The organism is Pseudaquabacterium terrae (assembly GCF_013266755.1).
GTDB lineage: Bacteria > Pseudomonadota > Gammaproteobacteria > Burkholderiales > Burkholderiaceae_C > Pseudaquabacterium > Pseudaquabacterium terrae.
This window is the reverse complement of record NZ_JABRWJ010000003.1, coordinates 419,871-443,392: the sequence shown is the minus strand read 5'-3', so window position 1 is coordinate 443,392 and position 23,522 is coordinate 419,871. Positions and strand designations below refer to the sequence as shown.

Genomic DNA, 23,522 nt, shown 5'->3' with positions numbered 1-23,522 from the left:
CATCGTTACCACGTTGCGCCGAACACGCTGTGCAGTTCGGCGATCTGCGCCTCGTCGAGTGGTGTCGGCCGCACCTGCAGCCAAAGCCGCGCGGTTTCCTCGAGTTCCTCGAGCACCGCCATCGCGGCGGCCGGCGTGTCGTGCCAGACGTTCGGACCCAGGCGCGCCAGCATCACGGCACGCAGTTGCCGGCCCGCGGCAGCATGGCGGGCAATGGCCTGCGCCACCGCCTCGGCGGCCTCGTCCGCACCGGGGCGTCGGTAGGGAATGTGCGGGACGCGGCCGACCTTCATCACGAAGTACGGCGTGATCGGTGGCAGCAACTCGGCTTCTTCAGCCACGCTCCCGTTCGCTTCGAATGCCTTCAACGAGCACGCGACCAGCGCGGTGCTGTGCGTGTGGATCACCGACCCGGCCGGACGGCCGCTCGCCGCGGTGGCCGCATAGATGCGCCGGTGCAGCGCGATCGCCTTGCTGGCACGGTCGCCAGCGACCTGGCGTCCGTCGGCGTCCAGCCGCGCGAGCCGGTCCGGGTCCAGGAAACCAAGGCACGCGTCCGTCGGCGTGATCAGGAAGCCGTCGGCCAGGCGCACGCTGATGTTGCCCGCCGTCGCGTGCACGTAGCCCCGATCGAACAAGCTGCGGCCGACGCGGCACATCTCCGAACGCGCGGCGGCTTCGTCGAGCAAGGGTGCGCTCATTGCGCCAGCATCCGCAAGGCCCTGCGGAAGAAGTCGGGGGTGCCGAAGTTGCCCGACTTGAGCGTGACATGCAGGCCGTCCGGCGCGAGCGGCGACACTGCATGACACCACGGCACGCCCGGATCGATCTGCGGACCGATCAGCAGGGACGAGATCGCCAAGGCCTGCACGCAGGCACCCGATGTCTCACCGCCGGCCACGACGAGCTGGCGCACGCCCTGTTCCACCAGGCCGCAGGCGATGCTGGCGATCGTGCGCTCGACCATCGCGCCGGCCTCCTCGACGCCCACGCGCGCCTGGATGGCCTGGACCGCTTCCGGCCGGGCGGTGGAATACACCAGCACCGGACCATCGGCGAGCAGCGGCCGGGCCCAGGCGAGCGCCTCGCCGGCGACGTCGTCGCCCGCTGCGATGCGCAGCGGATCCAGCGCCAGTGCGCAGCCGCCGCAGGCCATGAACTCGGCCACCTGCGCGTTGGTCGCGGTCGAACAGCTGCCGGAAACGATCGCCTGCAGCCCGCGCGCAGGCGGCAGCGTGGCCGACCGCGGCGATGGCGCGAGGCCGAAGTTGGCCGGCAGTCCGAGCGCCACGCCCGAGCCCGCCGTGACCAGTGGCAGATTGCTCAGGGCAGGGCCCAGGCGGAGCAGGTCGTCGTTGGACACGGCATCGACGATGGCGATGCCCACGCCCTCGGCTTGCAACTCGGAGATGCGCGCGCGGATCGCAGCTTCACCCGCGGCGACGCTGCGGTGGTCGATCAGGCCGACGCGCTGCTGCGTCTGTGCCTGCAGCACGCGCACGAGGTTGGCGTCGGTCATCGGCGTGAGCGGATGGCGGCGCATGCCGCTTTCACTGAGCAGCACGTCACCGACGAACAGGTAGCCTTTGAAGACGGTGCGCTGGTTGTCCGGGAACGCCGGCGTGGCGATGGTGAACGGCGTGCCGATGGCAGCCATCAGAGCCTGCGTCACCGGGCCGATATTGCCCGCGGGCGTGCTGTCGAAGGTGGAGCAGTACTTGAAGTAGATCTGCCGCGCTCCCTGCGCCTGCAGCCAGCGCAGCGCTTGCAGCGATTGCGCCACCGCCTCGGCCGGCGCGATGGTGCGCGACTTGAGCGCCACCACCACCGCATCGGCTTCGGCGGCCAGCGGCCCTGCGGGCACGCCGATGGCCTGCACCACGCGCATGCCGGCGCGCACCAGGTTGTTCGCGAGGTCGGTGGCGCCGGTGAAGTCGTCGGCGATGCAGCCGAGCAGGATGGTCATGGCTTTTCCATGTCGCGAGCGCCCGAATCCCGAACCCGCGCGACCACGTCCTGCACCATCAGCTCCGGGCTCGCGAGCACAGGCAGCCCCAGTTGCTCGGCGAGCGGTTGGGCCAGGTGCGCCAACGAGGCTTGCGCCAGGACGATGCGATCGATGCGTGGCGCCAACTGCGCCGCAGCCTCGCACACGAGGCGATCGTGCAGGTCACGCCGGCCACTGGCCAGGGCATTGAATGCCGCCGTGCACAGGACGCTCTCGGCCGGAATGTCCCGGCCGGCGCTCTGCGCATGCGCAGCCAGCAGTGCCCGGCTCGGCTCGACCGTCGACGAGGCGGTGCAGATCAGACCGACGCGGCCCGGCGCGCTCACCACGCGGGCGTAGAGCGGATCGTCGATCTTGAGGATCGGCACACGCACCGTCTGGCGCGCGATATCGATGGCCGGCGAGGTCGACGAGCACGTGAAAACGATCAGCTCGGCACCCGCATCGGCCGCCATTTGTGCGAGTGTGACGATGCGGCGCGTGATGCCGATTGAAGGACCTTGCCGGATCAGATCCTGCAGGACACTTTCGTCCAGCATGTGAAAGCAGTCTGCGTCTGGCAGTTCCGACTGGAAGCGCGGACGGAAACGCTCGACCAGCATCGCGACCGTATGGATGAAGGCAATGCGCCGGATCCCTTCGAGCGTGATCGGCTCGGTGGAGCGTGTTTTCATGCGATCGAGATTACGCCGCCTTCGCAGTACATGGTGCCGAACACGCGTGCACGAGCAGCAGCAAACGCCGAATGTGGCGCCAAGCTCGCGCCAAACTGCGGCAACCTCGGCCGTCAGGAAATTGGAGTTCTACAGACGCCAGTGCGGCTTGGGCCGCGCCACGCAGCATTCGCGCCAGACGAAAAAGCCGTGCAATAGCGTGTCGTGCCACAGCCGCCGCATTTTCATTGCGCCGGTTCGCGCCATACAGCATCTCATGCCGAATACGAAACCCTGCCATTTTCTGCGGCACGCCGGGGCTAACATCGCGCCATCGCGAATGGCCCAATGAACTTCGACACCATTTCCAAAGGACAAATCCCATGAACTCCGCCATCGTCGAACGACTGAGGAGCGCCGGCCGATTGGACCGCGTGTTCATTGACGGGGAGTGGGTTCTGTCCAAGGGCCAAGCTCGATCCACTGTCATCGACCCGTCGACCGAGGAGCCAGTCGCCGAGATCGCGCTGGGAACTGCGCAGGATGTTGCTGCGGCGGTGGCTGCGGCGCGGCGTGCCTTCACCACCTGGTCCGTGAGCTCCACCCAGAGCAGGGCATTGCTTCTCGACCGCGTCCACGCCCTGATCCTCGAGCGGGCGGAACTGTTCGCCCAGGCGATCTCACTGGAGATGGGCGCTGCCATCGGCTTTGCGCGCAGCACCCAGGTGCCGGTCGCGGCGGAGCACATCCGCGTGGCCCGGGACAATCTGGCCAGCTACCCGTTTCTCACGCATCGGGGGGACGTCGCCATCATGCGCGAGGCCATCGGCGTGTGCGGCCTCATCACGCCCTGGAACTGGCCGCTCTACCAGATCACAGCCAAGGTCGGCCCCGCCCTGGCGGCAGGATGCACGGTCGTCCTGAAGCCCAGCGAGCTGTCGCCCCTGAGCGCCTTGCTCTTCGCGGAGGTGATGCACGACGCCGGCATCCCGCCGGGCGTGTTCAACCTGGTGAATGGCAATGGGCCGGAGGTCGGTGCCGCGCTGTCGGCGCATCCGGACGTGGACATGATCTCGATCACCGGTTCGACCCGGGCCGGCGTCCTGGTGGCCCAGGCGGCCGCCCCGACGGTGAAGCGCGTGGCGCAGGAGCTCGGCGGGAAGTCACCGAACGTGATCTTGCCGGACGCAGACCTGGCACGTGCAGTTCCGGCTGGCGTCGCGGCCGCCTTCCGCAACGTCGGCCAATCCTGCAGCGCGCCCACTCGCATGCTCGTGCCCCGCGAGCGCCTGCAGGAAGTCGAGCGGATCGCGCTCGAAGCGGCATCCGCCTTCGTCGTGGGCGACCCGCGCTCGCCGCAGACCACGCATGGCCCGGTGGCGAATCGCGCCCAATTCAATCGGGTGCAGGAAATGATCGGCATTGGAATCGCCGAAGGCGCGCGGCTCGTTTGCGGCGGGCCCGGCCGGCCGGAGACCCTGAATCGCGGCTTCTACTGCCGGCCGACCATCTTCTCCGCGGTGCATCCGCAGATGCAGATTGCGCAGGAGGAGATCTTCGGGCCGGTGCTGTCGATCATCGCGTACGACAGCGTGGACGAGGCCGTGGAGATCGCCAACGACACGGTCTACGGCCTGGGCGCCCACGTGCAAGGGAAAGACCTCGTTGCGGCGCGCGCTGTCGCTGCGCGGATCCGGTCCGGACAAGTGCACATCAACCATCCGGCCTGGAGCCCCCATGCCCCATTCGGCGGATACAAGCGGTCAGGCAATGGCCGCGAATACGGAATAGAAGGTCTCGAGGAATACCTGGAAACCAAAGCCATTCTTGGCTTTCATCAGTGAAATCGTCGCGCGACGCGCAGGAGCAATCATGACCGCGGCCCCCGTGCAGGCTTGAACCCAGGAGCGAAACGCATCATGTCCCCGCCGTTGCAGCACATCAACACCTCCCCCAAGCCGCCGGCCTCGGCTGACGTCGTCGTGATCGGCGGCGGCATCATCGGTGTCTTCACCGCCTACTACCTGGCCAAGCGCGGCATGTCGGTCGCCTTGGTCGAGAAGGGGAGGATCGGCGCCGAGCAGTCGAGCCGCAATTGGGGCTGGTGCCGCCAGCAGAACCGCGACGCTCGCGAACTGCCGTTGGCGACCAAGAGCCTCGACCTCTGGGAGCGCTTTGCCGCCGAGAGCGGTGAAGACACGGGATTTCACCGCTGCGGGCTGCTGTATCTCAGCAACGACGAGGCCGAGCTGTCCCGCTGGGCCAGTTGGGGTGATTTTGCGAAGACCGCCGGCGTGACCACCCACACGCTGAGCAGCCGGGAGGCCGCCCAGCGCGGGCAGGCGACCGGCCGCGCCTGGAAAGGTGGGGTCTTCTCGCCCAGCGATGGCACCGCTGATCCTGGCAAGGCAGCGCCTGCCGTGGCTGCGGCGCTCATCAAGCTCGGTGCCAGCGTTCACCAGAACTGCGCGGCCCGCGGCATCGAGACGGAGGGCGGGCGGGTCAGCGGCGTCATCACGGAAGCCGGCGTCATCAAGACCAGGACGGCCGTGCTCGCCGGCGGCGCCTGGGCGTCCTCGTTCTGCCGACAACTGGGCATCCGATTTCCCCAGGCCTCGATCCGTCAATCCATCCTGAGCGTGTCGTCTGTGGAGCAGCGCTTGCCGGATGCCGTGGTGTTTGGCGGAGGCGTGTCCGCCACGCGGCGCAGCGACGGACGCTATGCACTGGCCATCAGCGGCCGCGCGCGCGTGGACGTGACGCCGCAGTTCATGCGCTTCGCCCCGCAATTCGTGCCGATGTTCGCCAAGCGCTGGCGCAGCCTTCTGCCGGGCGGCCTGCAAGGCATGCGCAGTGGCCATGAAACGCTGGCGCGGTGGCGGCTCGATGCGCCGACGCCGATGGAGCGGATGCGCATCCTCGATCCGAAGCCCTGCATGCGCACGATCAGGGAGACCCACCGCCGTGCCGTCGAACTGCTGCCCCAACTTCGCGACGCCAAGATCACGCACGCGTGGGCCGGCTTCGTCGACAGCACGCCGGACGGTGTTCCCGGGATTGGCGAAGTGCCGAGCATGCCGGGATTCATCCTGGCCGCGGGCTTTTCCGGACACGGCTTCGGCATCGGCCCCGGCGCGGGCCACCTGATCGCGGACATTGCCAGCGGTGCTGCCGAACCGATCGTCGATCCCGTGCCGTATCGGCCCAGCCGATTCAGCGACTCCGCATGGGGCAAGGTCGCTGACTTTTAGCCTCTTGGCGGTTTTTCGGCGAATGCATGAATCGGAGAGTGACCCAATGAAAGTCGCGGTTCTCGGTGCCGGCGTGATCGGCGTGTCCGCCGCGTGGCACCTCGCGCGCGCCGGCGCTGATGTCATCGTTCTCGAGCGGCGCGACGGCCCCGCATTGGAGACGAGTTTCGCCAATGCGGGGCAGGTGTCGCCGGGCTACTCGACGCCATGGGCCGCCCCCGGGGTCCCACTGAAAGCCCTGAAGTGGCTGTTCCAGCGCCATGCGCCGCTGGCGATCCGTCCCGATGGCTCGTTAGCTCAGTGGGTGTGGCTCGCGCGCATGCTGGGCCAATGCAATGCGCAGCGCTATGCCACCAACAAGCGCCGCATGATGCGCCTGGCCGAATACAGCCGTGATGTGCTGCGCGAGCTGCGTGCCGCCGCGCAGTTGTCGTACGAGCAGCGCAACCTCGGCACGCTGCAGCTCTTCCGCAGCGCGGCGCAGCTCGACGCGGCGGGTCGCGATGTCGAGGTATTGCGCGGGTTCGGCGTGCCGTTCGAGCTGCTCGGGCGCGACGAGCTCGCGCGGGCGGAGCCGGCGCTCGCCGGCGTGGCGCAGCGCTTGAGTGGCGGGTTGCGGCTGCCCAATGACGAGACCGGCGACTGCCAGCTGTTCACGCGCCAACTCGCCGACCGCGCGGCTGCCCTCGGCGTGCAGTTCCGGTACGGCGCGGTCGTGGGCGGGCTCGAGGTCGAAGGCGGCAGCGTCGTCGCGGTGCGCGTAGGTGCGGAGCGGGTCACCGTCGATGCCTGCGTCGTCGCGCTCGGCAGCCACACGCCCGCGCTGCTCGCGCCGCTCAGGATCGACGTGCCGGTTTATCCCGTGAAGGGCTATTCGCTGACCATTCCGGTGCGCGACGAGGCGGCGGCGCCGGTATCAACGGTGCTCGACGAGACCTACAAGGTGGCGGTCACGCGCTTCGACCGCCGCATCCGCATCGGCGGCATGGCCGAGTTGGCGGGCCATGACCTGACACTGCGGCCACGACGACGCGCGACGCTCGAGAAGGTGGTGCAGGAGCTGTTCCCCGGCGCCGGTGACCTCGCCGCCGGCGAGTTCTGGACCGGCCTGCGCCCGATGACGCCGGACAGCACGCCCATCGTCGGCGCCACGCCGGTGGGCGGCCTGTTCCTCGATACGGGGCACGGCACGCTCGGTTGGACGATGGCGGCCGGCTCCGGCCGCCTGATCGCCGACCTGGTGCTCGGCCGGCAGCCGGAGATCGACCCGGAAGGGCTCGGCATCGAGCGCTATCGCCCGGCCGCGCCGGTGCGGTGGGTGGCGCGTCCCGCGACATGAGGCCCGACCGGGCGCCGAAAGGGGAGAGAGCATGACTGCACTTCGACTCGACACCGAAACCACCGCGCATTCGGCTGCGACGGCCCTGTCGGGCGACGTTGGCCTGCGTCCTTTTCGCGTTAGCGATCTGGAAGCCGCGCAGGCGTTGTCGGTCCAGCAGCAGTGGCCGCATCGCCTGGAGGACTGGCGGTTCGCGCTCGCACACGGCGCCGGTGTCGTCGCCGAGCGTGACGGCGCGGTCGTCGGTACCGCGCTGCGCTGGTTGTGGGGCACTGACCGAGCCTCGCTCGGCCTCGTCATCGTCTCGCCGGCCTTGCAGGGCCAGGGCATCGGCGGGCGCCTGATGAGCGCGCTGCTGCAGGACGCCGGGCGCCGCCATGTCCTGCTGTACGCGACTGCGGAAGGTCGGGCGCTGTACGCGCGGCTGGGTTTTTGCAGCGTCGGCGAGATCCGCCAACACCAGGGCATCGCCCTGAAGACGCCCGGGCCGTTGCTGGCCGAAGGCGAGCGCCTGCGTCCGCCCGACCGGTGCGATGGCGACGTGCTCGCAGCGCTCGACGTGAAGGCGGCCGGCCTGCCGCGTCCGTCGGTGCTGCGCCAGCTGCTGGTCGACGAGCAGGCCGTCGTGTTCGATCGCAAGGGCCAGGCGGTGGGCTTCTCGGTGCTGCGCCGCTTCGGTCGCGGCCACGTGATCGGGCCGGTGGTCGCGCCGGACGTGGCGTCTGCTCGCGCACTGATCCGTCACTGGTGCAACCTGTACGCCGGCCAGTTCCTGCGCATCGACGTCGATGCGGAGAGCGGCTTGCCGGAGTGGCTGGACTGCCTGGGTCTGCGGCGCGTCGGACGGGTCACCGCCATGGTGCGTGGCAAGCTGCCGCCGCGCGGTGCGGCGAGCGGCGGTTGGGCACTGATCTCTCAGTCGATGGGGTGAGCGGCCCCCGGCTCGGCTGTCGTGGGTCAATGCAGCCAGGCGGTCCGCGGTCATGTCGACCATCCCGCCCCAGCAGTAGTCGATGCGCACGCCGCGCAGCTCGGGGAAGAACTCTTCCAGCGAGGCGAGCAGGATGCGCCCGCTCTTTTCGTCGGAGCGCGGATTCGACACTGCAAAACGCGCGCGTCCGCCGAACACCAGGCGGTTGTCAGGCGTGACGCGGAAATAGTTGACGAAGTTCTTCGAGTTGACGTAGTTGCGGCGGTGCGGCAGCAGGCGTTGCACGACCGCGACATCGATGGTCCCGCGCGCACTGGTCACGCGGAAGCTGCCATCGGATTGGCGGTCCATCTGTGTCATCGGCGCCTGTTCGGCAATGCGTGCACCGTGGCGCACCGCAGCGTGCGCGAGCCCGACACCGAACTTGCCCACGTGCATCGCGATGCCGCCGTCCTGGTGGCGGCTTGCCGTCGTGGAAGCTGACGCCCTTGCGCAGCTTGAAGACCCACGTCTTGGCGTCGTTGGTGCTGAACTCCTCCGCCAGCGACGGCTGGGGGACGAGGCTGCCGTCCAGGGTGGTCAGGCCGTTGTAGAACATGAAGCCGCGGATGTAGTCAGTGTGGTTGGACTGCTTGGCCGGATCCAACGTGTCGGTGACCGCGGCGGCAGCCCCTGCCACGCGCAATCGCCCGCCCTTGCGCGGCGTCTGCGCATGCGCGCTCGCGGCCGCGGCGGCGATGCCGCCGGCCAGCGCCGCCTGCATGCCACCGGCCATCAGCATGGCCAGCTCGCTGAGCGCCGCGGCGCGATCGCTGCGGGTGACGCCGTCGGCGCTGTCGACCCGCTTGAAGCACCTGGAGGCCAAGCTGGGCTTCAACCCGGCCGTGCGCAGCTCCCACCGCCTGCGCCTCACGGCCGAAGGCGAGCGTTTCGCCGCCGAAGCGCGCCAGCTGCTCGAGCGGCTCGATGCCATGCCCGGCACCGTCCAGGCCGAGAGGCGCGCGCTGAGCGGCAGTTTGCGGGTCTGCGCGCGCCTTCCCGGTCGTGGCCGCGCGCGCGATGGCATTGGCTGATTGATTGCGCGGCCGGATTCACCGACCCAGTTGCCCCTGGCAGACGTATTTCAGATGCAGGTAGTCGTCCAGGCCGTGCACCGAGCCTTCGCGTCCGTAACCCGATTCCTTGACGCCGCCGAAGGGCGCCGCTTCGGCGGCCAGCGCGCCTTCGTTGACGCCGACGAGCCCGCATTCGAGCGCATCGGTTACGCGCCAGGCGCGGCGCATGTCGTTCGAATAGAAGTAGGCCGCCAGACCATAAGGCGTGGCATTCGCTGCGGCGATGACTTCGGCTTCGCTGTCGAAGCGCGTCACCGGCACCACCGGACCGAAGGTCTCCTCGCACGAGCAGGCCATCGTCGCATCGGCGCCGACCAGCAGGGTCGGCGCGACGTAGTTCGGGCCCAGCGACGCCAGCCGTTCACCGCCGACGACGATGCGTGCACCCCGTTCGACGGCATCGCGCAGGTGGTGCAGGATCTTGTCGACCGCGCGCGCATTGATCATCGGCCCGATCTGCGAATCGGCCGCGCTGGCCGGGCCGACCTTCAGCGCCGCGATGCGGGCCGCGAGCTTGTCGACGAAGCGGTCGTGCACGGCCGATTGCACGAAGACCCGGTTCGGGCAGACGCAGGTCTGGCCGCCGTTGCGGAACTTGGCGACCATCAGGCCCTCGACGGCAGCGTCGAGGTCGGCATCGTCGAAGACGATGAAGGGCGCATTGCCGCCCAGTTCGAGTGACAGCTTCTTCAACGTATCGGCCGAGCGCCGCGCCAGGTGCTTGCCGACCGGCGTCGAGCCGGTGAAGGTGATCTTGCGCACACGCGCATCGTCGAGCCACTGGTCGACGACTTCGGGCGTGCGCTCGCGCGAGGCGGTGACGATGTTCAGCACGCCCGCCGGCACGCCGGCCTCTTCGGCCAGGCGCACCAGCGCCAGCGAGGTCAGCGGCGTGTCTTCCGCGGGCTTGCACACCACCGTGCAGCCGACCGCGAGCGCCGGCGCGATCTTGCGCGCGATCATCGCGGCCGGAAAATTCCACGGCGTGATCGCCGCGACCACGCCGACCGGCTCCTTCAGCGCCAGCATGCGGCGGCCCGCGACCGGCGCGGGAATCACGTCGCCATTGGCGCGCGTGGCTTCCTCGGCGAACCATTCCACATAACTCGCAGCGTACGCGACCTCGCCACGGCCTTCGGCCAGCGGCTTGCCCTGCTCGCGCGAGATCAGCTTGCCGAGGTCGTCCTGGTGCGCGAGCATCAGCGCGTTCCAGCGCTTGAGGATCTGCGCGCGCTGCTTCGCGGGCAGTGCGCGCCAGGCCGGAAATGCCGCGTGCGCCGCATCGACCGCGGCGTGCGCATCGGCGGCGCCGCTGTCGGGCACGCTGGCGAACACGGTGTCGGTGGCCGGGTCGGTCACGTCGAAGCGGCGTCCTTCAGCGGCTTCGCGCCATTCGCCGATCAGGTTGCGCCCGGGCATCAGGTCGTCGCGTTGCAGGGTCAGTGGCATGGCAATGGTCTCGTTCGATCTTGAAAGGGGTTCAGCCGGCGGCAACCAGCGCAGCAATGGCCTGGCCGAGCTCGGTCGTCGACGCCTTGCCGCCCAGGTCCGGCGTGCGCGGGCCTTCGACCAGCACCCGCTCGATCGCCTTGACGATCGCGTCGTGCGCAGCGCGTCCTGCGCCCTGGCCTTGCGTCAGGAAGTCCAGCATCAGCGCGCCCGACCAGATCATCGCGACCGGGTTGGCGATGTTCTTGCCGTAGATGTCCGGTGCCGAGCCGTGCACGGGCTCGAACAACGACGGAAATTTGCGCTCGGGGTTCAGGTTGGCGGAGGGCGCCAGGCCGATCGTGCCGGCAGTGGCCGGACCCAGGTCGGACAGGATGTCGCCGAACAGGTTGCTCGCCACGACGACGTCGAAGCGCGTGGGCTGCAGCACGAAGCGGGCGCTGAGGATGTCGATGTGCTGCTTGTCGACGGTGACGTCGGGATAGTCGCGGCCGACGGCGTCGGCGCGGCCGTCCCACCACGGCATGCTGATGGCGATGCCGTTGCTCTTGGTCGCCACGGTCAGGTGCTTGCGCTGGCGCGCGCGGGCGGCCTCGAAGGCGAACTTCAGCACGCGGTCGGCACCATGGCGCGAGAACACCGACTCCTGGATCACGATCTCGCGCTCGGTGCCTTCGTACATCACGCCGCCCAGCGCGGTGTACTCCCCCTCGGTGTTCTCACGCACCACCAGGTAGTCGATGTCGCCGGGCTTGCGGCCGGCCAGCGGGCAGGGCACGCCTTCGAAGAGGCGCACCGGGCGCAGGTTCACGTACTGGTCGAACTCGCGCCGGAACTTCAGCAGCGAGCCCCACAGCGAGACGTGGTCCGGCACCGTGGCCGGCCAGCCGACGGCGCCGAAGTAGATCGCGTCGAATCCTTCGAGCTGCGCCTTCCAGTCGTCCGGCATCATCTGGCCATGGGCCTGGTAGTAGTCGCAGCTGGCCCATTCGATGTGGCGGACCTCGAGCGTGAAGCCGAAGCGCTTGGCAGCGGCTTCGAGCACGCGCAGGCCTTCAGGCAGCACTTCGCGGCCGATGCCGTCGCCGGCGATCGCGGCGATGCGGTAGGTGGGGGTGGTCATGGACGCTCCAGTTCGGTGTCAGGCGGCATGTACGGCATGCAGCGCGGGGCGCGCGGCGTCGATCTCGTCGAGCCAGCCGCGACGCAGCTCGGGCACCGAACGCGCCAGCAGTTCGTAATAGGGATGCTGCGGCCGGCGGTCGTAGTCGGCACGGGCCACCTGCGCCAGCTTCTTGCCGTGCTGCATCACGACGATCTCGTCGCACACCGCGCGCACGGTGTGCAGGTCGTGGCTGATGAAGAGGATGGACAGGCCCAGCTCGCGCCGCAGCTCGGCGATCAGGTCCAGCACCGCGGCGCCGACCACCGTGTCCAGTGCCGAGGTGACCTCGTCGCACAGGATCAGCTCCGGCTCGGCCGCCAGCGCGCGCGCCAGGTTCACGCGCTGCTTCTGGCCGCCGGACAGACCGCCGGGCAGGCGGTCGGCCACCGTGCGCGGCAGCTTGACCAGGTCCAGCAGTTCGTCGATGCGCGCCTGCAGCGGCGCGCCGCGCAGGCCCTTGTAGAACTGCAGCGGCCGCGCCAGGATGTCGCGAATGGTGTGCGAGGGGTTCAGCGCCGTGTCGGCCATCTGGAACACGATCTGGATGCGGCGCAGCTGCTCCTTCGTGCGCTGCTGCAGCGTGCCGGCCAGCGGTTGCCCCTCGAAGCGCACGCTGCCGTGGCTGGGGGCCAGCAGGCCGGCGATGGCGCGGGCCAGCGTGGTCTTGCCCGAGCCCGATTCGCCGATGACGCCGATGGCCTGGCCACGCCTGAGCACGAGGTCGATGTCCTCGAGGATCAGGGTTTGCGGCCGGCCCTTCGCGTCGACCGGACCGTAGCCCGCGTTGAGGCCGCTCACTTCGAGCAGCAGCGCTTCGTCGGCGGCATCGCGGCCGGAGATGCGCGTCACCGGCCGTGCCGCGGCCAGCAGGCTCTTGGTGTATTCGTGCGAGGGTTGCGCCAGGATGCGGTCGGTGCCGTTCATCTCCTGCATGCGGCCTTCGCGCAGCACCAGGATGTGGTCGGCCATCTGCGCCACCACGGCCAGGTCGTGGCTGACGTACACCGCCGTTACCTGCCGCTCGCGCACCACGCGGCGGAAGGCGCGCAGCACCTCGATCTGCGTGGTCACGTCCAGCGCGGTGGTCGGCTCGTCCAGGATCACCAGCTCGGGATCGGTGATCAGCGCCATCGCAGCCATCAGCCGCTGCAGCTGGCCGCCGGACACCTGGTGCGGGTAACGCTGGCCGATGGTTTCCGGATCGGGCAGAGCCAGTTCCCGGAAGAGCGCGATGGCCTTCAATTCAGCCTGCGCACGCGGCAGCGTGCCGTGCAGCAGCGCAGGCTCCACCACCTGGTCCAGGATCGTGCGCGAGGGGTTGAAGGAAGCCGCCGCGCTCTGCGCGATGTACGACACGGTGCGGCCGCGCAAGGCGCGCAGCTGACCGGGCGCCAGCTGGCGCACGTCCACGTCGCCGATGCGGATCACGCCTTCGGAGATGCGGCAGCCGCGGCGCGCGTGGCCCATCAGCGCCAGCGCGGTGGTGGTCTTGCCGGAGCCCGATTCACCGATCAGCGCCAGGACCTCGCCCGGCTGGATGGTGAAGTTGAGGTTGTCGACCAGCGTGGCCGTGCCTGCGGTGACGCAGAGGCCCTGGACCGTTACGGTGCTGCCCATCAGCGGTTCCCCCGTTCGCGGGCCGCACGGCCCGGCAGGTTGTCGATCACCAGGTTCACCGCGATCGTCAGGCTCGCGATGGCCAGTGCCGGCGCGATGACGGATGCGCCACCCTCGGCCAGTGCGCCGATGTTTTCGCGCACCAGCGAACCCCAGTCCGCCTGCGGCGGCTGCACGCCCAGGCCCAGGAAGCTCAGAGAAGCCAGCAGCAGCACGGCGTAGACGAAGCGCAGCCCCAGGTCGGCCAGCATCGGGCCGGCGATGTTGGGCAGGATCTCCCGCCGCATCACGTACCAGGTGCCCTCGCCGCGCGTGCGGGCCACGGTCACGTAATCCATGGCGTTGATGTTCACCGCCAGGGCGCGGGCCATGCGGTAGGCGCCGGGAACATAGATCACCGCGGCAGTCAGAACGAGCATCGGCACCGACGAGCCGAAGCCCGCCACCATCAGCAGCGCGAACATCTTGCTGGGGATCGCCGTCAGCGTGTCCAGCAGGCGGCTCAGGCCGCCGTCGATCCAGCGATTGCTGGCGGCCGCCAGCAGCGCCAGCGTGATGCCGGTGCCGCTGGCCAGCAGCGTGGCGATGAAGGCGACGCCCACGGTGTAGCGCGCGCCTTCGATCACGCGGGCCAGCATGTCGCGGCCCAGGTAATCGGTGCCCAGCCAGTGCATGGCGCTGATGGGGGCGAAGACATCGCCGCCGCCCTCGGCACCGCCGCGCGCCAGCAGCGCCGGTCCGACGAGTGCCGCCAGCACCCAGAACAGCACCACCGCCAGGCCGAGGAGGCCGGACGGACCAAAGGCAGCCAGGCGCTCGCGCAGTGCGGTCAGCGGGCCGGGCGGAGACAGGGGAATCGGAATCGTGGCCATGGGTTTCATCCGTTAGCGATGGCGCAGCCGCGGGTTGGCGACGATGCCGCACACATCCGCGAACGTGACGAGGATCAGGTAGCCGGCGCAGAACAGCATCGCGCAGCCCTGCACCAGCGGCATGTCGCGCTGCGTGACGCCGTCGACCATCAGCTTGGCGATGCCGGGGTAGTTGAAGATGGTCTCGACGATGATCACGCCGCCCAGCAGGTACGACAGGCTCAGCGCCACCGCGTTGGCGATCGGCCCCACGGCATTCGGCAGCGCGTGCAGCAGCACGGTGCGCAGCGGCGAGGCGCCCTTGAGCTGCACCATCTCGATGTACGGCGCCTCCAGCTGGTCGATCACGGCGGCGCGGGTCATGCGCATCATCTGCGCCACGATCACGCAGCACAGCGTGAGCACCGGCATCGCGAAGGCACGCAGCACCTGGCCCATCGATTCGATGTCGCTGACGTAGGACAGCGCGGGCAGCCAGCGCAGCTGCACCGCGAACACCACCACCATCAGCGTGGCGACCAGGAATTCGGGCACCGAGACCACGGCCACCGCCGCGCTGGAGGCCGCGCGATCGAACCACGATCCGCGCCACACCGCCGCGGCGATGCCGGCCGACAGCGCGATGGGCACCGAGAACAGCGCGGTGATGGCCGCGAGCAGCAGCGAATTGGGCAGCCGGGAGCCGACCAGCTGTGTCACGGGCATCTGGGTGGTGGCCGACTGGCCCATGTCGCCCCGCAACAGGCCGCCCAGCCAGCGCAGGTAGCGTTGCGGTGCGGGCACGTCCAGGCCCATCTGGGCACGCAGCGCGGCCAGCGCTTCAGGCGTCGAGTCCTGCCCCAACTGCTCCTGCGCGGCATCGCCGGGCAGCACCGCGGTGACCGCGAACACGACGACCGAGACCGCGAGCAGCGACAGCAGTGCGATCGCGATTCGCTGGGTCAGCAGTTTCAGGATGATGGTGTTCATGGTGTGGTCCTCGATCTTCAGCGCCGCGTCAGCCGGCGCCCATCCAGCGGGCGCCGCGGAACCGGCTTTGCCGGGCCGCCGGGGCCGCCCCCCTTGGGGGGAGGCGGCCGAAGGCCGCTTCGGGGGGTGGTCAAGTTCTTCAACCTTCCATCCACACGTGCTCGGCGAAGGAATAGCCCATCAGCCCACCCAGAGGAATCGGCGACAGACCCTTCACCTTGGTGCTGTGGCCATCGATGCTCGCCAGGAACAGCGGAATGCCGATCCCGGCTTCCTGATGAATCATCGTCTGCATGTCGGCGTACATCTGCTTGCGCTTGGCCAGATCGGTTTCGGCACGCGCAGCCACCAGCAGCTGGTCGAACTTCGGGTTCTTCCAGCGCGACTCGTTCCACGCCGCATCCGACTTGAAGAACTGCGTGAGGATGGTGTCCGCACTCGGCCGCGGGTTCACGTTGCCGAAGCCGACGGGGCTGTTGAGCCAATGGTTCGACCAGTAGCCGTCGGCCGGCATGCGCTTGACGTCCAGGTCCAGGCCGATGCGCTGCGCGGTCTGCTGCAGCACCAGCGCGATTTCCACCGAATACGTCGCCGCCGGTGAAGCGACCACCGGCACCTTGCCCGTCACGCCCGACTTCTGCAGGTGGAATTTCGCCTTGTCCAGGTCGAAGGCCCGCTGCGGCAGGCCGGCGAAATAGAAGCGATTGGTGGGATCGATCGGCTGGTCGTTGGCCACCACCGCGTGGTCCAGCGCCACGGTCTTCTTCAATTGTTGGCGGTCGAACATGTACTTCATCGCCAGGATGAAATCCTCGTTCTGGCCCGGACCCATGTCCTTGCGCATGACCAGGTCGGAATACTGGCCCGATTGCGTCTCGAAGATGGCATAGCCCGGCGTGGCCTTGATGCGCGCCACCGAGCGCGGGTTCACCACGCCCACGAGGTCCATGCCACCGGACAGCAGCGCGTTGACGCGCGCGCCCTCGTCGCCGATGCCGACGAATTCGATCTCGTCCAGGTACGGCCGGCCGGTCTTCCAATAGCCGTCATTGCGCACGGCCAGCGAGCGCACGCCGGGCTTGAACTCCTTCATCTTGTACGGCCCGGTGCCGATGCCGGCGGAGAAGTCGGTCGTGCCTTCCTTGACGATGTGGAACTGGAAGGTGCCCAGTATCACCGGCAGGTCGGCATTGGGCGAGGTCAGCACCATGGTGACCTCGTTCGGGCCGCTGGCCTTCACGCTCTCGATCTGGTCGGCGAGGGCCTTGGCCTTCGAGGCCGTGGCCGGGTCCTTGTGGCGCATGATCGAAAACACCACGTCGGCTGGCGTCAGCGGCTTGCCGTCGTGGAAGCTGACGCCCTTGCGGAGCGTGAAGACCCAGGTCTTGGCGTCCTTGGTGTCGGACTTCTCGGCCAGCGCAGGCTGCGGCGTCAGCGTTCCGTCCAGCGAGAACAGGCCGTTGTAGACCATCATGCCGCGCGAATAGTCGGTCTGGTTCGAGTACTTGGCGGGGTCCAGCGTGTCGGTGGCCGCCGCGGTGGCGCCGGCCACGCGCAGCTTGCCGCCGCGCTTGGGCGTCTGCGCCTGCACCGACAGCGCCGTCGTCGCCAGCGTGCCGGCCAGGCCGGCCTGCATGCCGCCGGCCATCAGCAGGCCCAGGATGTCGCGCCGCGTGGCCCCGCGTTGCAGGGCCGTCAGCAGGCGCTGGCTTTCCTGGGGACCGACGAGGTTGTCGAGAGGTTGGCGATGGCTGCTCATGGTGCGGACTCCGAGAAGGGTCGAGGACGGACGGGTGGGCATGACGCGCTGGACGCGTCTTTTGTAAGTCAGGACAAGCGGTCTTTCAAGCGGTAGTACAGACCTACCGCGGGCAGGAACCAGGGTGGGCCGACATGGCCCGGAATGGCGGGCCAGGCGCGGTCGCGCCAGGGATTCGCATCGGCATCGCCGGCCATCACCGCGGCCATCTTCTGGCCCATGTGCACCGACATCTGCGTGCCGTGGCCGCTGTAGCCCATGGCGTAGTACAGGCCTTCGCGCTCGCCGGCGTGCGGCAGGCGGTCTTGCGTCATGTCGACCAGGCCGCCCCAGCAGTAGTCGAGGCGCACCTTGCCCAGCTGCGGGAAGGTCTCGGCCAGGCCGGCGCGCAGGATCTCGCCGCTGGCGGCGTCCGACGTCGGGCTGGAGATGGCAAAGCGCGCGCGCCCGCCGAAGACCAGGCGATGGTCGGCCGTGAGCCGGAAGTAGTGGTGGATGTTGGCCACCGTCACGTAGGTGCGCCGGCCGGCCAGCAGCGCATCGGCGCGGCGGCGCCCGAGCGGCTCGGTGACGACGATGAAGCTGCCGATCGGCACGATGCGGCGGCGCAGCCAGCCGAAGCTGCCGTAGCCGCCGTGCCGCGTGGCACCGGTGGCCAGCAGCACCTGCTGTGCGGTGATGGGGCCGTGCGTGGTGTGCAGGCGGTGCGCGTGGCCGGCACCGATGCGCTCGACGCGCTGCACGCAGGTGCCGGTGTGGATCTGAGCGCCGCGCTGCTCGGCCGCTGCGGCCAGGCCCGAGGCAAACCGGCCCATGTGCATCTGGCCGCTGCGCTTGTAGAGCAGGCCGCCGTGGAAGCGGTCGCTCTGCACCTCGGCGCGCACCGCGGCGGCATCGAGGATCTCGGTGTCGGTGTCGACGCCATCGCGCTGCAGCCGCTCGGCGCTGCGGCGCAGCGCGTCCAGGCCGGCCGGCCGTGTCGCGAGCTTGAGCTTGCCGGTGCGGCTGAAGTCGCAGTCGATCTTCTCGTCCCGCACCAGCCGTGCCACGGTGTCGACGGCGTCGTCATACGCGCGGTACCAGGCGGTGGCGCGGTCGGCGCCGTACTTGGCGGCCACCTCGGCATAGTCGACCGCCAGGCCGTTGTTCACGTGGCCGCCGTTGCGGCCCGAGGCTTCGGCGGCCACGCGGTCACCCGCTTCCAGCACCGCCACCGTCGCACCGCGCTGCGCCAGCGCATGCGCGGCCGACAGGCCGGTGAAGCCGCCGCCGACGATGGCCACATCCACCTGGGACGGCAGTTCGCGGCCCTTGGGCCGGAAGGCCGGGGCGCTGTCAGTCCAGTAGGCGTCGAGTTTCATCGCGGGGCGGTCGTGAATGGAAGAGAAAGCGTCAGAGACCCACGACGCCCGGCAGGCCGCCGATGTCGGTGATCTCGGTGTAGCGGTAGGCCGCGTTGCCCGGGCCGTGGCCGCGGTTGACGAAGACCTTGTTGACGATGCCGAGGTCATCCGCCGACATCAGGTCGTAGCGCAGGCTGGACGAGACGTGCAGCACGTCTTCGGGGTTGCAGCCCAGCGAGTCGAACATGTACTCGAAGGCCTGCAGGCGCGGCTTGTAGGCCTGTGCCATCTGCGCGGTATACACCCGATGGAACGGCGCGCCCAGCTTGGCCACGTTGCTGTGGATCTGGTCGTCCGACGCGTTGGACAGGATCACCAGCGGGATCTCGTTGGCGATCTTCGCCAGGCCGGCCGGCACATCGGCATGCGGGCCCCACGTGGGCACGGCGTCGTAGTACTGCTGCGCCTCGGCGTCGATGTACTGCAGCTTCCATTTGCGGCACAGGCGGCGAATGGCGTTCTTCAGCACCACCTCGTACGGCTGCCAGGCGCCCAACACCTCGTCGAAGCGGTAGGCCGAGAAGTCTGCGATGAACTGCTCCATGCGCTCGGCCGGGATGCGGTCGGCGAACATTTCGCGGGCGATGTCGCCCATGCGAAAACGGGTCAGGGTGCCGTAGCAGTCGAAGGTGATGAATTTGGGGCGGAAGGTCATGATGTCTCGCTGGTGTGAGTGGCTCTTCGTGACGGCTTCATTGCAGCATGGGCGGGCCGGGGGCATGTGATGTATTGGCCGTCCCGCCGATGAGAAGCTGTTGTTTGCAGGGGTCTTTGCGGCATGCCATGCGGTGAGCGCGGAAGTGGTGCGGCATGCCTAGGGAAAGTGCGGACGCCCGCTTCTGCAGCTGCCGGCCGGCGATGTCATGAAGGTGCTGCCGCATTTGTGTGCATGGACACGAGCGCCTCGGCAGCGAATGCCGCGCAGCACGGCCTGCGCAGCCGATGCTGCCGTATTGCGTTCCGCGCCGTATTCGTGCTGGCGCGGGCGCGCCGTTCAGACCAAGATAGGCGCCCTCAACCCTGTGGAGACCACGCCCAATGGGTGCACGAATTTCGAAACCGCCGGTGGCCGACGGCGTGCAACTGCGACCGATGACCGACGCCGACCTCGCCGCGGCGCACGCGCTGACCGACGCTCTGCGCTGGCCGCATCGGCCGGCCGACTGGGAGCAGGTCTTTCGGCATGGCGAAGGGCTGGTCGCCGAGCGCGATGGCGAGACACTGGGCACCGGCCTGCGCTTTCGCTGGGGTGCGCGGGACGCGACGATCGGGCTGGTGGTCGTCGCGCCGGCAGCGCAGGGGCGCCGCATCGGCCATCGCCTGATGAGCGCGCTGCTCGACGGCCTGGACGGCTGCAGCGTGCTGCTGCACGCGACGCTCGAAGGCCGCGGCCTGTATGAGCGCCTGGGCTTCCAGCGCATCGGAGAGTTGCGCCAGCACCAGGGCGTTGCGTTGCCGGCGCCGCTGGTCGCGCTGGACAGCGGCTGGCGGCTGCGCCCGGCGGGCGCCGGTGATCTGCCGGCGCTGAAGGCCCTCGATGCGACCGCGCGCGGCATGCCGCGGGATGCCCTGATCGACGAGCTGATCGCCGATGCCGACGCCGCCGTCGTGCTGACCCACGACGACCAGCCCCGCGGCTTCGGCCTGCTGCGCCGCTTCGGCCGCGGCCATGCGATCGGACCGGTCGTCGCGCCGGATGCCGACGGCGCGCGTGCACTGATCGCGCACCTGTCGGGGCTGAATGCCGGCCGCTTCACGCGCATCGATGTCGATGCTGACGCCGGCTTGGCCGAATGGCTGGAAAGCCTCGGCCTGCTGCGCGTCGATGCGCCGGTGACGATGCAGCGCGCGCCACTGTCCGGTGCGGTGCCGGCCGCGCCTGCGTCGGCCGCCAGCGCGCCGCGCCTGTTCGCGATCGTCACGCAGGCGATGGGATAACACTCAACAACGATGGCCACCTTTCTCTACAAGTCCGACCCGGTGCGCGGCCGCCGTTGGGCCGAAGTGTTCAAGCGCCGTGCGCCAGACCTCGATTTCCGGATCTGGCCCGACGTCGGCGACCCGTCCGAGGTCCGCTTCCTCGCCGCGTGGGAGCCGCCGGATCAACTGGGAATGCGCTTCCCGAACCTGCAGTTGCTGTTCTCGTCCGGCGCCGGTGTCGACCAGTTTCACTTCGACGCGCTGCCGCCGGCATTGCCCATCGTGCGCATGGTCGAGCCCGGCATCACCCACGGCATGGTCGAGTACGTCACGCACGCCGTGCTCGACCTGCACCGCGACATGCCGGCCTACCGCCGGCAGCAGCAGCAGGGCCAGTGGCAGCCGCTGCCGGTGAAGCCAGCGAGCGAGCGCCGCATCGGCGTGCTGGGGCTCGGCGCGCTGGGGCAGGCGGTGTTGACAACGCTGGCCGGGTTCGGCTTCGAGTGCGCCGGCTGGAGCCGATCGCGCCACGAAGTCGACGGCGTGCGTTGTTACGCCGGCGCCGCCGAGCTGAACGAATTCCTGGCCCGCTGCGACATCCTGATCTGCCTGCTGCCGCTGACCGATGCCACGCGCGGCCTGCTCGACATCGACCTGTTCAACCAGCTGCCGAAGGGTGCTCAGCTCGTGCACGTCGGCCGCGGCGCGCAACTCGTGACCGCCGACCTGCTCGCCGCCCTCGACACCGGCCAGCTCGCCGAAGCCGTGCTCGACGTCACCGAGCCCGAGCCGCTGCCGGTCGCTCATGCGCTGTGGCAGCACCCGCGCGTGCGCATCACGCCGCACATCGCCAGCATGACGCAGCCGGAGAGCGCGGCCGAGGTGGTGATCGACAACCTGCGCCGTTTCGCCGCCGGCGAGCCGCTGATCGGTCTGGTCGACCGCGCCCGCGGCTACTGAAGCGCGCGGCTCGGCACGATATGCCGAAGCTTGGGGCCGATGCGCAGCAACACGCCGCGCCGGCCCCCCAATGCAGCACCACGCCGGACACGTCGCGACCTAAGCTTTGGCTCACTGAACGACCCACTCGAGCCCCTACGCCATGACCACCACCCGCCGCCCCGACGCTGCTGCCCACGATGCCCTGGTGGCACTGGACCGCGCCCACCTCGTCCACCCGGTCGCGCCATGGCGCCTGCACGAAGAGCGCGGCCCCGCTGTGCTGTCGTCCGGCCGCGGCGTCTGGCTCACCGACGACCGCGGTCACGAGCTGCTGGACGCCTTCGCGGGCCTGTGGTGCGTGAATGTCGGCTACGGGCAGGAGAGTGTGGTGCAGGCCGCCGCCCAGCAGATGCGCCGGCTGCCGTATGCCACCGGCTACTTCCACTTCTCCAGCGAGCCGGCGATCCGCCTGGCGGCGAAACTGGTCGAAATCACACCCGCCTCGCTGACACGCGCCTATCTGACGTTGGGCGGATCCGACTCGGTCGACGCAGCGGTGCGCTTCATCGTCCAGTACTACAACAACACCGGCCGGCCGCAGAAGAAGCACTTCATCTCGCTGCAGCGCGGTTATCACGGTTCGTCGTCCACCGGCGCCGGGCTGACGGCGCTGCCGGTGTTCCACCGCGGCTTCGACCTGCCGCTGCCGACGCAGCACTACATCGAGTCGCCGTATGCGTACCGCCATGCGCAGGGGAATGATCCGCAGGCGTTGATCGCCTCCTCGGTCGCCGCGCTGCGCGCCAAGGTGGCCGAGCTCGGCGCCGATCGTGTCGCGGCCTTCTTCTGCGAGCCGATCCAGGGCTCCGGCGGCGTCATCGTGCCGCCCAAGGGCTGGTTGAAGGCGATGGCCGATGCCGCGCGTGAGCTCGACATCCTGTTCGTCGTCGACGAGGTCATCACCGGCTTCGGCCGCACCGGGCCGATGTTCGCGTGCGACGCCGAAGGCGTCGAGCCCGACCTGATGACCTTGGCCAAGGGCCTGACCGCCGGCTACGTGCCGCTGGGCGCGACGATGCTGTCGGAGAAGGTCTATGCCGGCATCGCCGACGGCGCGCCGGCCGGCACGGCCATCGGCCACGGTGCCACCTACTCGGCGCACCCGGTGGGCGCCGCGGTGGCGCTGGAAGTGTTGCGGCTGTACGAAGAGGGCGGCATCCTCGCGCATGGCGAGCAGGTGGCGCCGCGTTTCGCGCAGGGGCTCGAAGCGCTGCGCGCGCACCCGCTGGTGGGTGATGCCCGCCATCGCGGCCTGCTCGGTGCGCTGGAGCTGGTCAGCGACAAGGCGAGCAAGCGCGGCTTCGATGCCTCGCTCGGCCTGGCCGACCGCATCTTCAACATCGGCTATCGCAACGGCCTGGTGTTCCGCAGCTTCGGCGACCACATCCTCGGCTTCGCGCCGGCCCTGACCATCACCGAGCCCGAGCTCGACCAGGTGTTCCTGCGCCTGCGCAAGACGCTCGACGAGGTGCTCGAGGCGCGCGACGTGCGCGCCGCGCTGGCGGGCTGACGCGGAGCCCGGCGCGCCGGAGAATCGGAGCTTCACGACATCAACGTAACGCCGCCATGACCGAAGCCTTCAAGTTCGACCGTCTCGATCTGCGCATCCTGGCGCAGCTGCAGAAGAACGGTCGCATGACGAACGTCGACCTGGCCGATGCGGTGGGCCTGTCGCCCAGCCCCTGCCTGATCCGGGTCAAACGGCTCGAGCAGGCGGGCTACATCGGCGGCTACGGCGCGCACCTGCGGCTGGAGAAGCTGGGCGACACGCTGACCGTGTTCACCGAGGTCACGCTGTCGGACCACCACCGCGAAGACTTCATCCGCTTCGAGACCGCCATCCGCGGGGTCGACGAGATCCTCGAATGCCACCTCGTCAGCGGCGGCTACGACTACCTGCTGCGCTTCCTGACGCGCGGCGTGAACCACTACCAGCAGGTGATCGAAGGCCTGCTCGAGCGCAACATCGGCATCGAGAAGTACTTCAGCTACATCGTCATCAAGTCGCCGTTCATCAAGACGCACTTCCCGATCGAGCGGCTGTTCCCCGAACCACGTTGACTTAATGC

General features: G+C 69.1%; 20 protein-coding genes and 2 pseudogenes. 9 read left to right on the top strand and 13 right to left on the bottom strand.

The window, feature by feature from the left end; all coding sequences use genetic code 11:
- Window positions 1–5 precede the first annotated feature (5 nt).
- Genes HLB44_RS11050 through HLB44_RS11040 form a run of 3 tightly spaced genes read right to left on the bottom strand, consistent with a single transcriptional unit; the run spans window position 6 to window position 2,682 of the window.
- Entirely contained in the window at window positions 6–701 is a 696-nt protein-coding gene (locus HLB44_RS11050; RefSeq protein WP_173122633.1) for a class II aldolase/adducin family protein, read from the bottom strand.
- Complete coding sequence (gene otnK / locus HLB44_RS11045; protein WP_173122632.1) at window positions 698–1,966, bottom strand: 3-oxo-tetronate kinase; 1,269 nt, start codon at window positions 1,964–1,966, stop codon at window positions 698–700. Before otnK ends, HLB44_RS11050 begins: the two co-directional genes overlap by 4 nt.
- Window positions 1,963–2,682: an aspartate/glutamate racemase family protein gene (locus HLB44_RS11040; RefSeq protein WP_173122631.1), complete on the bottom strand. Its 720-nt coding sequence runs from the start codon at window positions 2,680–2,682 to the stop codon at window positions 1,963–1,965. Before HLB44_RS11040 ends, otnK begins: the two co-directional genes overlap by 4 nt.
- A 362-nt stretch (window positions 2,683–3,044) precedes the next feature.
- Between HLB44_RS11040 and HLB44_RS11035 the strand changes: the two genes are divergently transcribed.
- The 4 genes from HLB44_RS11035 to HLB44_RS11020 all read left to right on the top strand — a co-directional run bounded on the left by HLB44_RS11035 (window position 3,045) and on the right by HLB44_RS11020 (window position 8,182).
- Entirely contained in the window at window positions 3,045–4,505 is a 1,461-nt protein-coding gene (locus HLB44_RS11035; RefSeq protein WP_173122630.1) for an aldehyde dehydrogenase family protein, read from the top strand.
- Window positions 4,506–4,580: 75 nt separating this feature from the next.
- On the top strand, window positions 4,581–5,912 hold the full coding sequence (locus HLB44_RS11030; protein WP_173122629.1) for an NAD(P)/FAD-dependent oxidoreductase: 1,332 nt from the start codon (window positions 4,581–4,583) through the stop codon (window positions 5,910–5,912).
- A gap of 46 nt (window positions 5,913–5,958) precedes the next feature.
- Complete coding sequence (locus HLB44_RS11025) at window positions 5,959–7,251, top strand: D-amino acid dehydrogenase (RefSeq protein ID WP_173122628.1); 1,293 nt, start codon at window positions 5,959–5,961, stop codon at window positions 7,249–7,251.
- A 31-nt stretch (window positions 7,252–7,282) separates the two neighbouring features.
- Window positions 7,283–8,182: a GNAT family N-acetyltransferase gene (locus HLB44_RS11020; protein ID WP_173122627.1), complete on the top strand. Its 900-nt coding sequence runs from the start codon at window positions 7,283–7,285 to the stop codon at window positions 8,180–8,182.
- Between the two features lie 36 nt (window positions 8,183–8,218).
- Here HLB44_RS11020 and HLB44_RS37150 read toward each other — a convergent pair.
- Both HLB44_RS37150 and HLB44_RS11015 read right to left on the bottom strand, forming a co-directional pair.
- Window positions 8,219–8,638: pseudogene (locus tag HLB44_RS37150) on the bottom strand (NAD(P)/FAD-dependent oxidoreductase); the annotation flags it as partial.
- Window positions 8,639–8,645: 7 nt separating this feature from the next.
- Window positions 8,646–8,963: pseudogene (locus tag HLB44_RS11015) on the bottom strand (ABC transporter substrate-binding protein); the annotation flags it as partial.
- Between HLB44_RS11015 and HLB44_RS11010 the strand changes: the two are divergent.
- The gene (locus tag HLB44_RS11010; RefSeq protein WP_173122626.1) at window positions 8,962–9,255 is read left to right on the top strand and encodes a LysR family transcriptional regulator; all 294 of its coding nucleotides are present in this window, start codon (window positions 8,962–8,964) and stop codon (window positions 9,253–9,255) included. The pseudogene HLB44_RS11015 and the gene HLB44_RS11010 overlap by 2 nt on opposite strands.
- An 18-nt stretch (window positions 9,256–9,273) precedes the next feature.
- Here HLB44_RS11010 and HLB44_RS11005 read toward each other — a convergent pair whose 3' ends face one another.
- The 8 genes from HLB44_RS11005 to HLB44_RS10970 all read right to left on the bottom strand — a co-directional run bounded on the left by HLB44_RS11005 (window position 9,274) and on the right by HLB44_RS10970 (window position 19,186).
- Window positions 9,274–10,746 carry an NAD-dependent succinate-semialdehyde dehydrogenase gene (locus HLB44_RS11005; RefSeq protein ID WP_173122625.1) on the bottom strand — a complete coding sequence of 491 codons (1,473 nt, stop codon included), beginning with the start codon at window positions 10,744–10,746 and terminating at the stop codon, window positions 9,274–9,276.
- A 31-nt stretch (window positions 10,747–10,777) separates the two neighbouring features.
- A complete protein-coding gene (locus tag HLB44_RS11000) occupies window positions 10,778–11,869 on the bottom strand; it encodes a tartrate dehydrogenase (protein ID WP_173122624.1) in 1,092 nt (363 codons plus the stop codon).
- Between the two features lie 18 nt (window positions 11,870–11,887).
- Window positions 11,888–13,528: an ABC transporter ATP-binding protein gene (locus HLB44_RS10995; RefSeq protein WP_173122623.1), complete on the bottom strand. Its 1,641-nt coding sequence runs from the start codon at window positions 13,526–13,528 to the stop codon at window positions 11,888–11,890.
- Window positions 13,528–14,400: an ABC transporter permease gene (locus HLB44_RS10990; protein ID WP_173122622.1), complete on the bottom strand. Its 873-nt coding sequence runs from the start codon at window positions 14,398–14,400 to the stop codon at window positions 13,528–13,530. Before HLB44_RS10990 ends, HLB44_RS10995 begins: the two co-directional genes overlap by 1 nt.
- A 12-nt stretch (window positions 14,401–14,412) precedes the next feature.
- The gene (locus HLB44_RS10985) at window positions 14,413–15,369 is read right to left on the bottom strand and encodes an ABC transporter permease (protein WP_173122621.1); all 957 of its coding nucleotides are present in this window, start codon (window positions 15,367–15,369) and stop codon (window positions 14,413–14,415) included.
- A 139-nt stretch (window positions 15,370–15,508) separates the two neighbouring features.
- A complete protein-coding gene (locus HLB44_RS10980) occupies window positions 15,509–17,128 on the bottom strand; it encodes an ABC transporter substrate-binding protein (protein WP_173122620.1) in 1,620 nt (539 codons plus the stop codon).
- A gap of 68 nt (window positions 17,129–17,196) precedes the next feature.
- Entirely contained in the window at window positions 17,197–18,489 is a 1,293-nt protein-coding gene (locus HLB44_RS10975; RefSeq protein WP_173122619.1) for an NAD(P)/FAD-dependent oxidoreductase, read from the bottom strand.
- Between the two features lie 31 nt (window positions 18,490–18,520).
- Window positions 18,521–19,186, bottom strand: a complete 666-nt coding sequence (locus HLB44_RS10970; RefSeq protein ID WP_173122618.1) for a haloacid dehalogenase type II — start codon at window positions 19,184–19,186, stop codon at window positions 18,521–18,523.
- A 383-nt stretch (window positions 19,187–19,569) separates the two neighbouring features.
- On the opposite strand from HLB44_RS10970, the gene HLB44_RS10965 reads away from it, so the two are divergent.
- The 4 genes from HLB44_RS10965 to HLB44_RS10950 all read left to right on the top strand — a co-directional run bounded on the left by HLB44_RS10965 (window position 19,570) and on the right by HLB44_RS10950 (window position 23,514).
- Window positions 19,570–20,469 carry a GNAT family N-acetyltransferase gene (locus HLB44_RS10965; RefSeq protein WP_173122617.1) on the top strand — a complete coding sequence of 300 codons (900 nt, stop codon included), beginning with the start codon at window positions 19,570–19,572 and terminating at the stop codon, window positions 20,467–20,469.
- 12 nt (window positions 20,470–20,481) lie between these two features.
- Window positions 20,482–21,411, top strand: coding sequence for a 2-hydroxyacid dehydrogenase (locus HLB44_RS10960; protein WP_173122616.1), 930 nt, complete (start codon window positions 20,482–20,484; stop codon window positions 21,409–21,411).
- Between the two features lie 142 nt (window positions 21,412–21,553).
- Window positions 21,554–22,963: an aspartate aminotransferase family protein gene (locus tag HLB44_RS10955; RefSeq protein WP_173122615.1), complete on the top strand. Its 1,410-nt coding sequence runs from the start codon at window positions 21,554–21,556 to the stop codon at window positions 22,961–22,963.
- 56 nt (window positions 22,964–23,019) lie between these two features.
- On the top strand, window positions 23,020–23,514 hold the full coding sequence (locus HLB44_RS10950) for an Lrp/AsnC family transcriptional regulator (protein ID WP_173122614.1): 495 nt from the start codon (window positions 23,020–23,022) through the stop codon (window positions 23,512–23,514).
- Window positions 23,515–23,522 lie beyond the last annotated feature (8 nt).

What these genes read in the sequence shown, in the direction of transcription:
- HLB44_RS10970 (WP_173122618.1), bottom strand. Translation starts at nt 19,186, where the DNA reads ATGACCTTCCGCCCCAAATTCATCACCTTCGACTGCTACGGCACCCTG.
- HLB44_RS10990 (WP_173122622.1), bottom strand. Translation starts at nt 14,400, where the DNA reads ATGGCCACGATTCCGATTCCCCTGTCTCCGCCCGGCCCGCTGACCGCA.
- HLB44_RS10960 (WP_173122616.1), top strand. Translation starts at nt 20,482, where the DNA reads ATGGCCACCTTTCTCTACAAGTCCGACCCGGTGCGCGGCCGCCGTTGG.
- HLB44_RS10975 (WP_173122619.1), bottom strand. Translation starts at nt 18,489, where the DNA reads ATGAAACTCGACGCCTACTGGACTGACAGCGCCCCGGCCTTCCGGCCC.
- HLB44_RS11010 (WP_173122626.1), top strand. Translation starts at nt 8,962, where the DNA reads ATGGCCAGCTCGCTGAGCGCCGCGGCGCGATCGCTGCGGGTGACGCCG.
- HLB44_RS10980 (WP_173122620.1), bottom strand. Translation starts at nt 17,128, where the DNA reads ATGAGCAGCCATCGCCAACCTCTCGACAACCTCGTCGGTCCCCAGGAA.
- HLB44_RS11050 (WP_173122633.1), bottom strand. Translation starts at nt 701, where the DNA reads ATGAGCGCACCCTTGCTCGACGAAGCCGCCGCGCGTTCGGAGATGTGC.
- HLB44_RS11020 (WP_173122627.1), top strand. Translation starts at nt 7,283, where the DNA reads ATGACTGCACTTCGACTCGACACCGAAACCACCGCGCATTCGGCTGCG.
- HLB44_RS10950 (WP_173122614.1), top strand. Translation starts at nt 23,020, where the DNA reads ATGACCGAAGCCTTCAAGTTCGACCGTCTCGATCTGCGCATCCTGGCG.
- HLB44_RS10955 (WP_173122615.1), top strand. Translation starts at nt 21,554, where the DNA reads ATGACCACCACCCGCCGCCCCGACGCTGCTGCCCACGATGCCCTGGTG.
- HLB44_RS11030 (WP_173122629.1), top strand. Translation starts at nt 4,581, where the DNA reads ATGTCCCCGCCGTTGCAGCACATCAACACCTCCCCCAAGCCGCCGGCC.
- HLB44_RS11025 (WP_173122628.1), top strand. Translation starts at nt 5,959, where the DNA reads ATGAAAGTCGCGGTTCTCGGTGCCGGCGTGATCGGCGTGTCCGCCGCG.
- HLB44_RS10985 (WP_173122621.1), bottom strand. Translation starts at nt 15,369, where the DNA reads ATGAACACCATCATCCTGAAACTGCTGACCCAGCGAATCGCGATCGCA.
- HLB44_RS10995 (WP_173122623.1), bottom strand. Translation starts at nt 13,528, where the DNA reads ATGGGCAGCACCGTAACGGTCCAGGGCCTCTGCGTCACCGCAGGCACG.
- HLB44_RS10965 (WP_173122617.1), top strand. Translation starts at nt 19,570, where the DNA reads ATGGGTGCACGAATTTCGAAACCGCCGGTGGCCGACGGCGTGCAACTG.
- HLB44_RS11005 (WP_173122625.1), bottom strand. Translation starts at nt 10,746, where the DNA reads ATGCCACTGACCCTGCAACGCGACGACCTGATGCCCGGGCGCAACCTG.
- HLB44_RS11035 (WP_173122630.1), top strand. Translation starts at nt 3,045, where the DNA reads ATGAACTCCGCCATCGTCGAACGACTGAGGAGCGCCGGCCGATTGGAC.
- HLB44_RS11040 (WP_173122631.1), bottom strand. Translation starts at nt 2,682, where the DNA reads ATGAAAACACGCTCCACCGAGCCGATCACGCTCGAAGGGATCCGGCGC.
- HLB44_RS11000 (WP_173122624.1), bottom strand. Translation starts at nt 11,869, where the DNA reads ATGACCACCCCCACCTACCGCATCGCCGCGATCGCCGGCGACGGCATC.
- otnK (WP_173122632.1), bottom strand. Translation starts at nt 1,966, where the DNA reads ATGACCATCCTGCTCGGCTGCATCGCCGACGACTTCACCGGCGCCACC.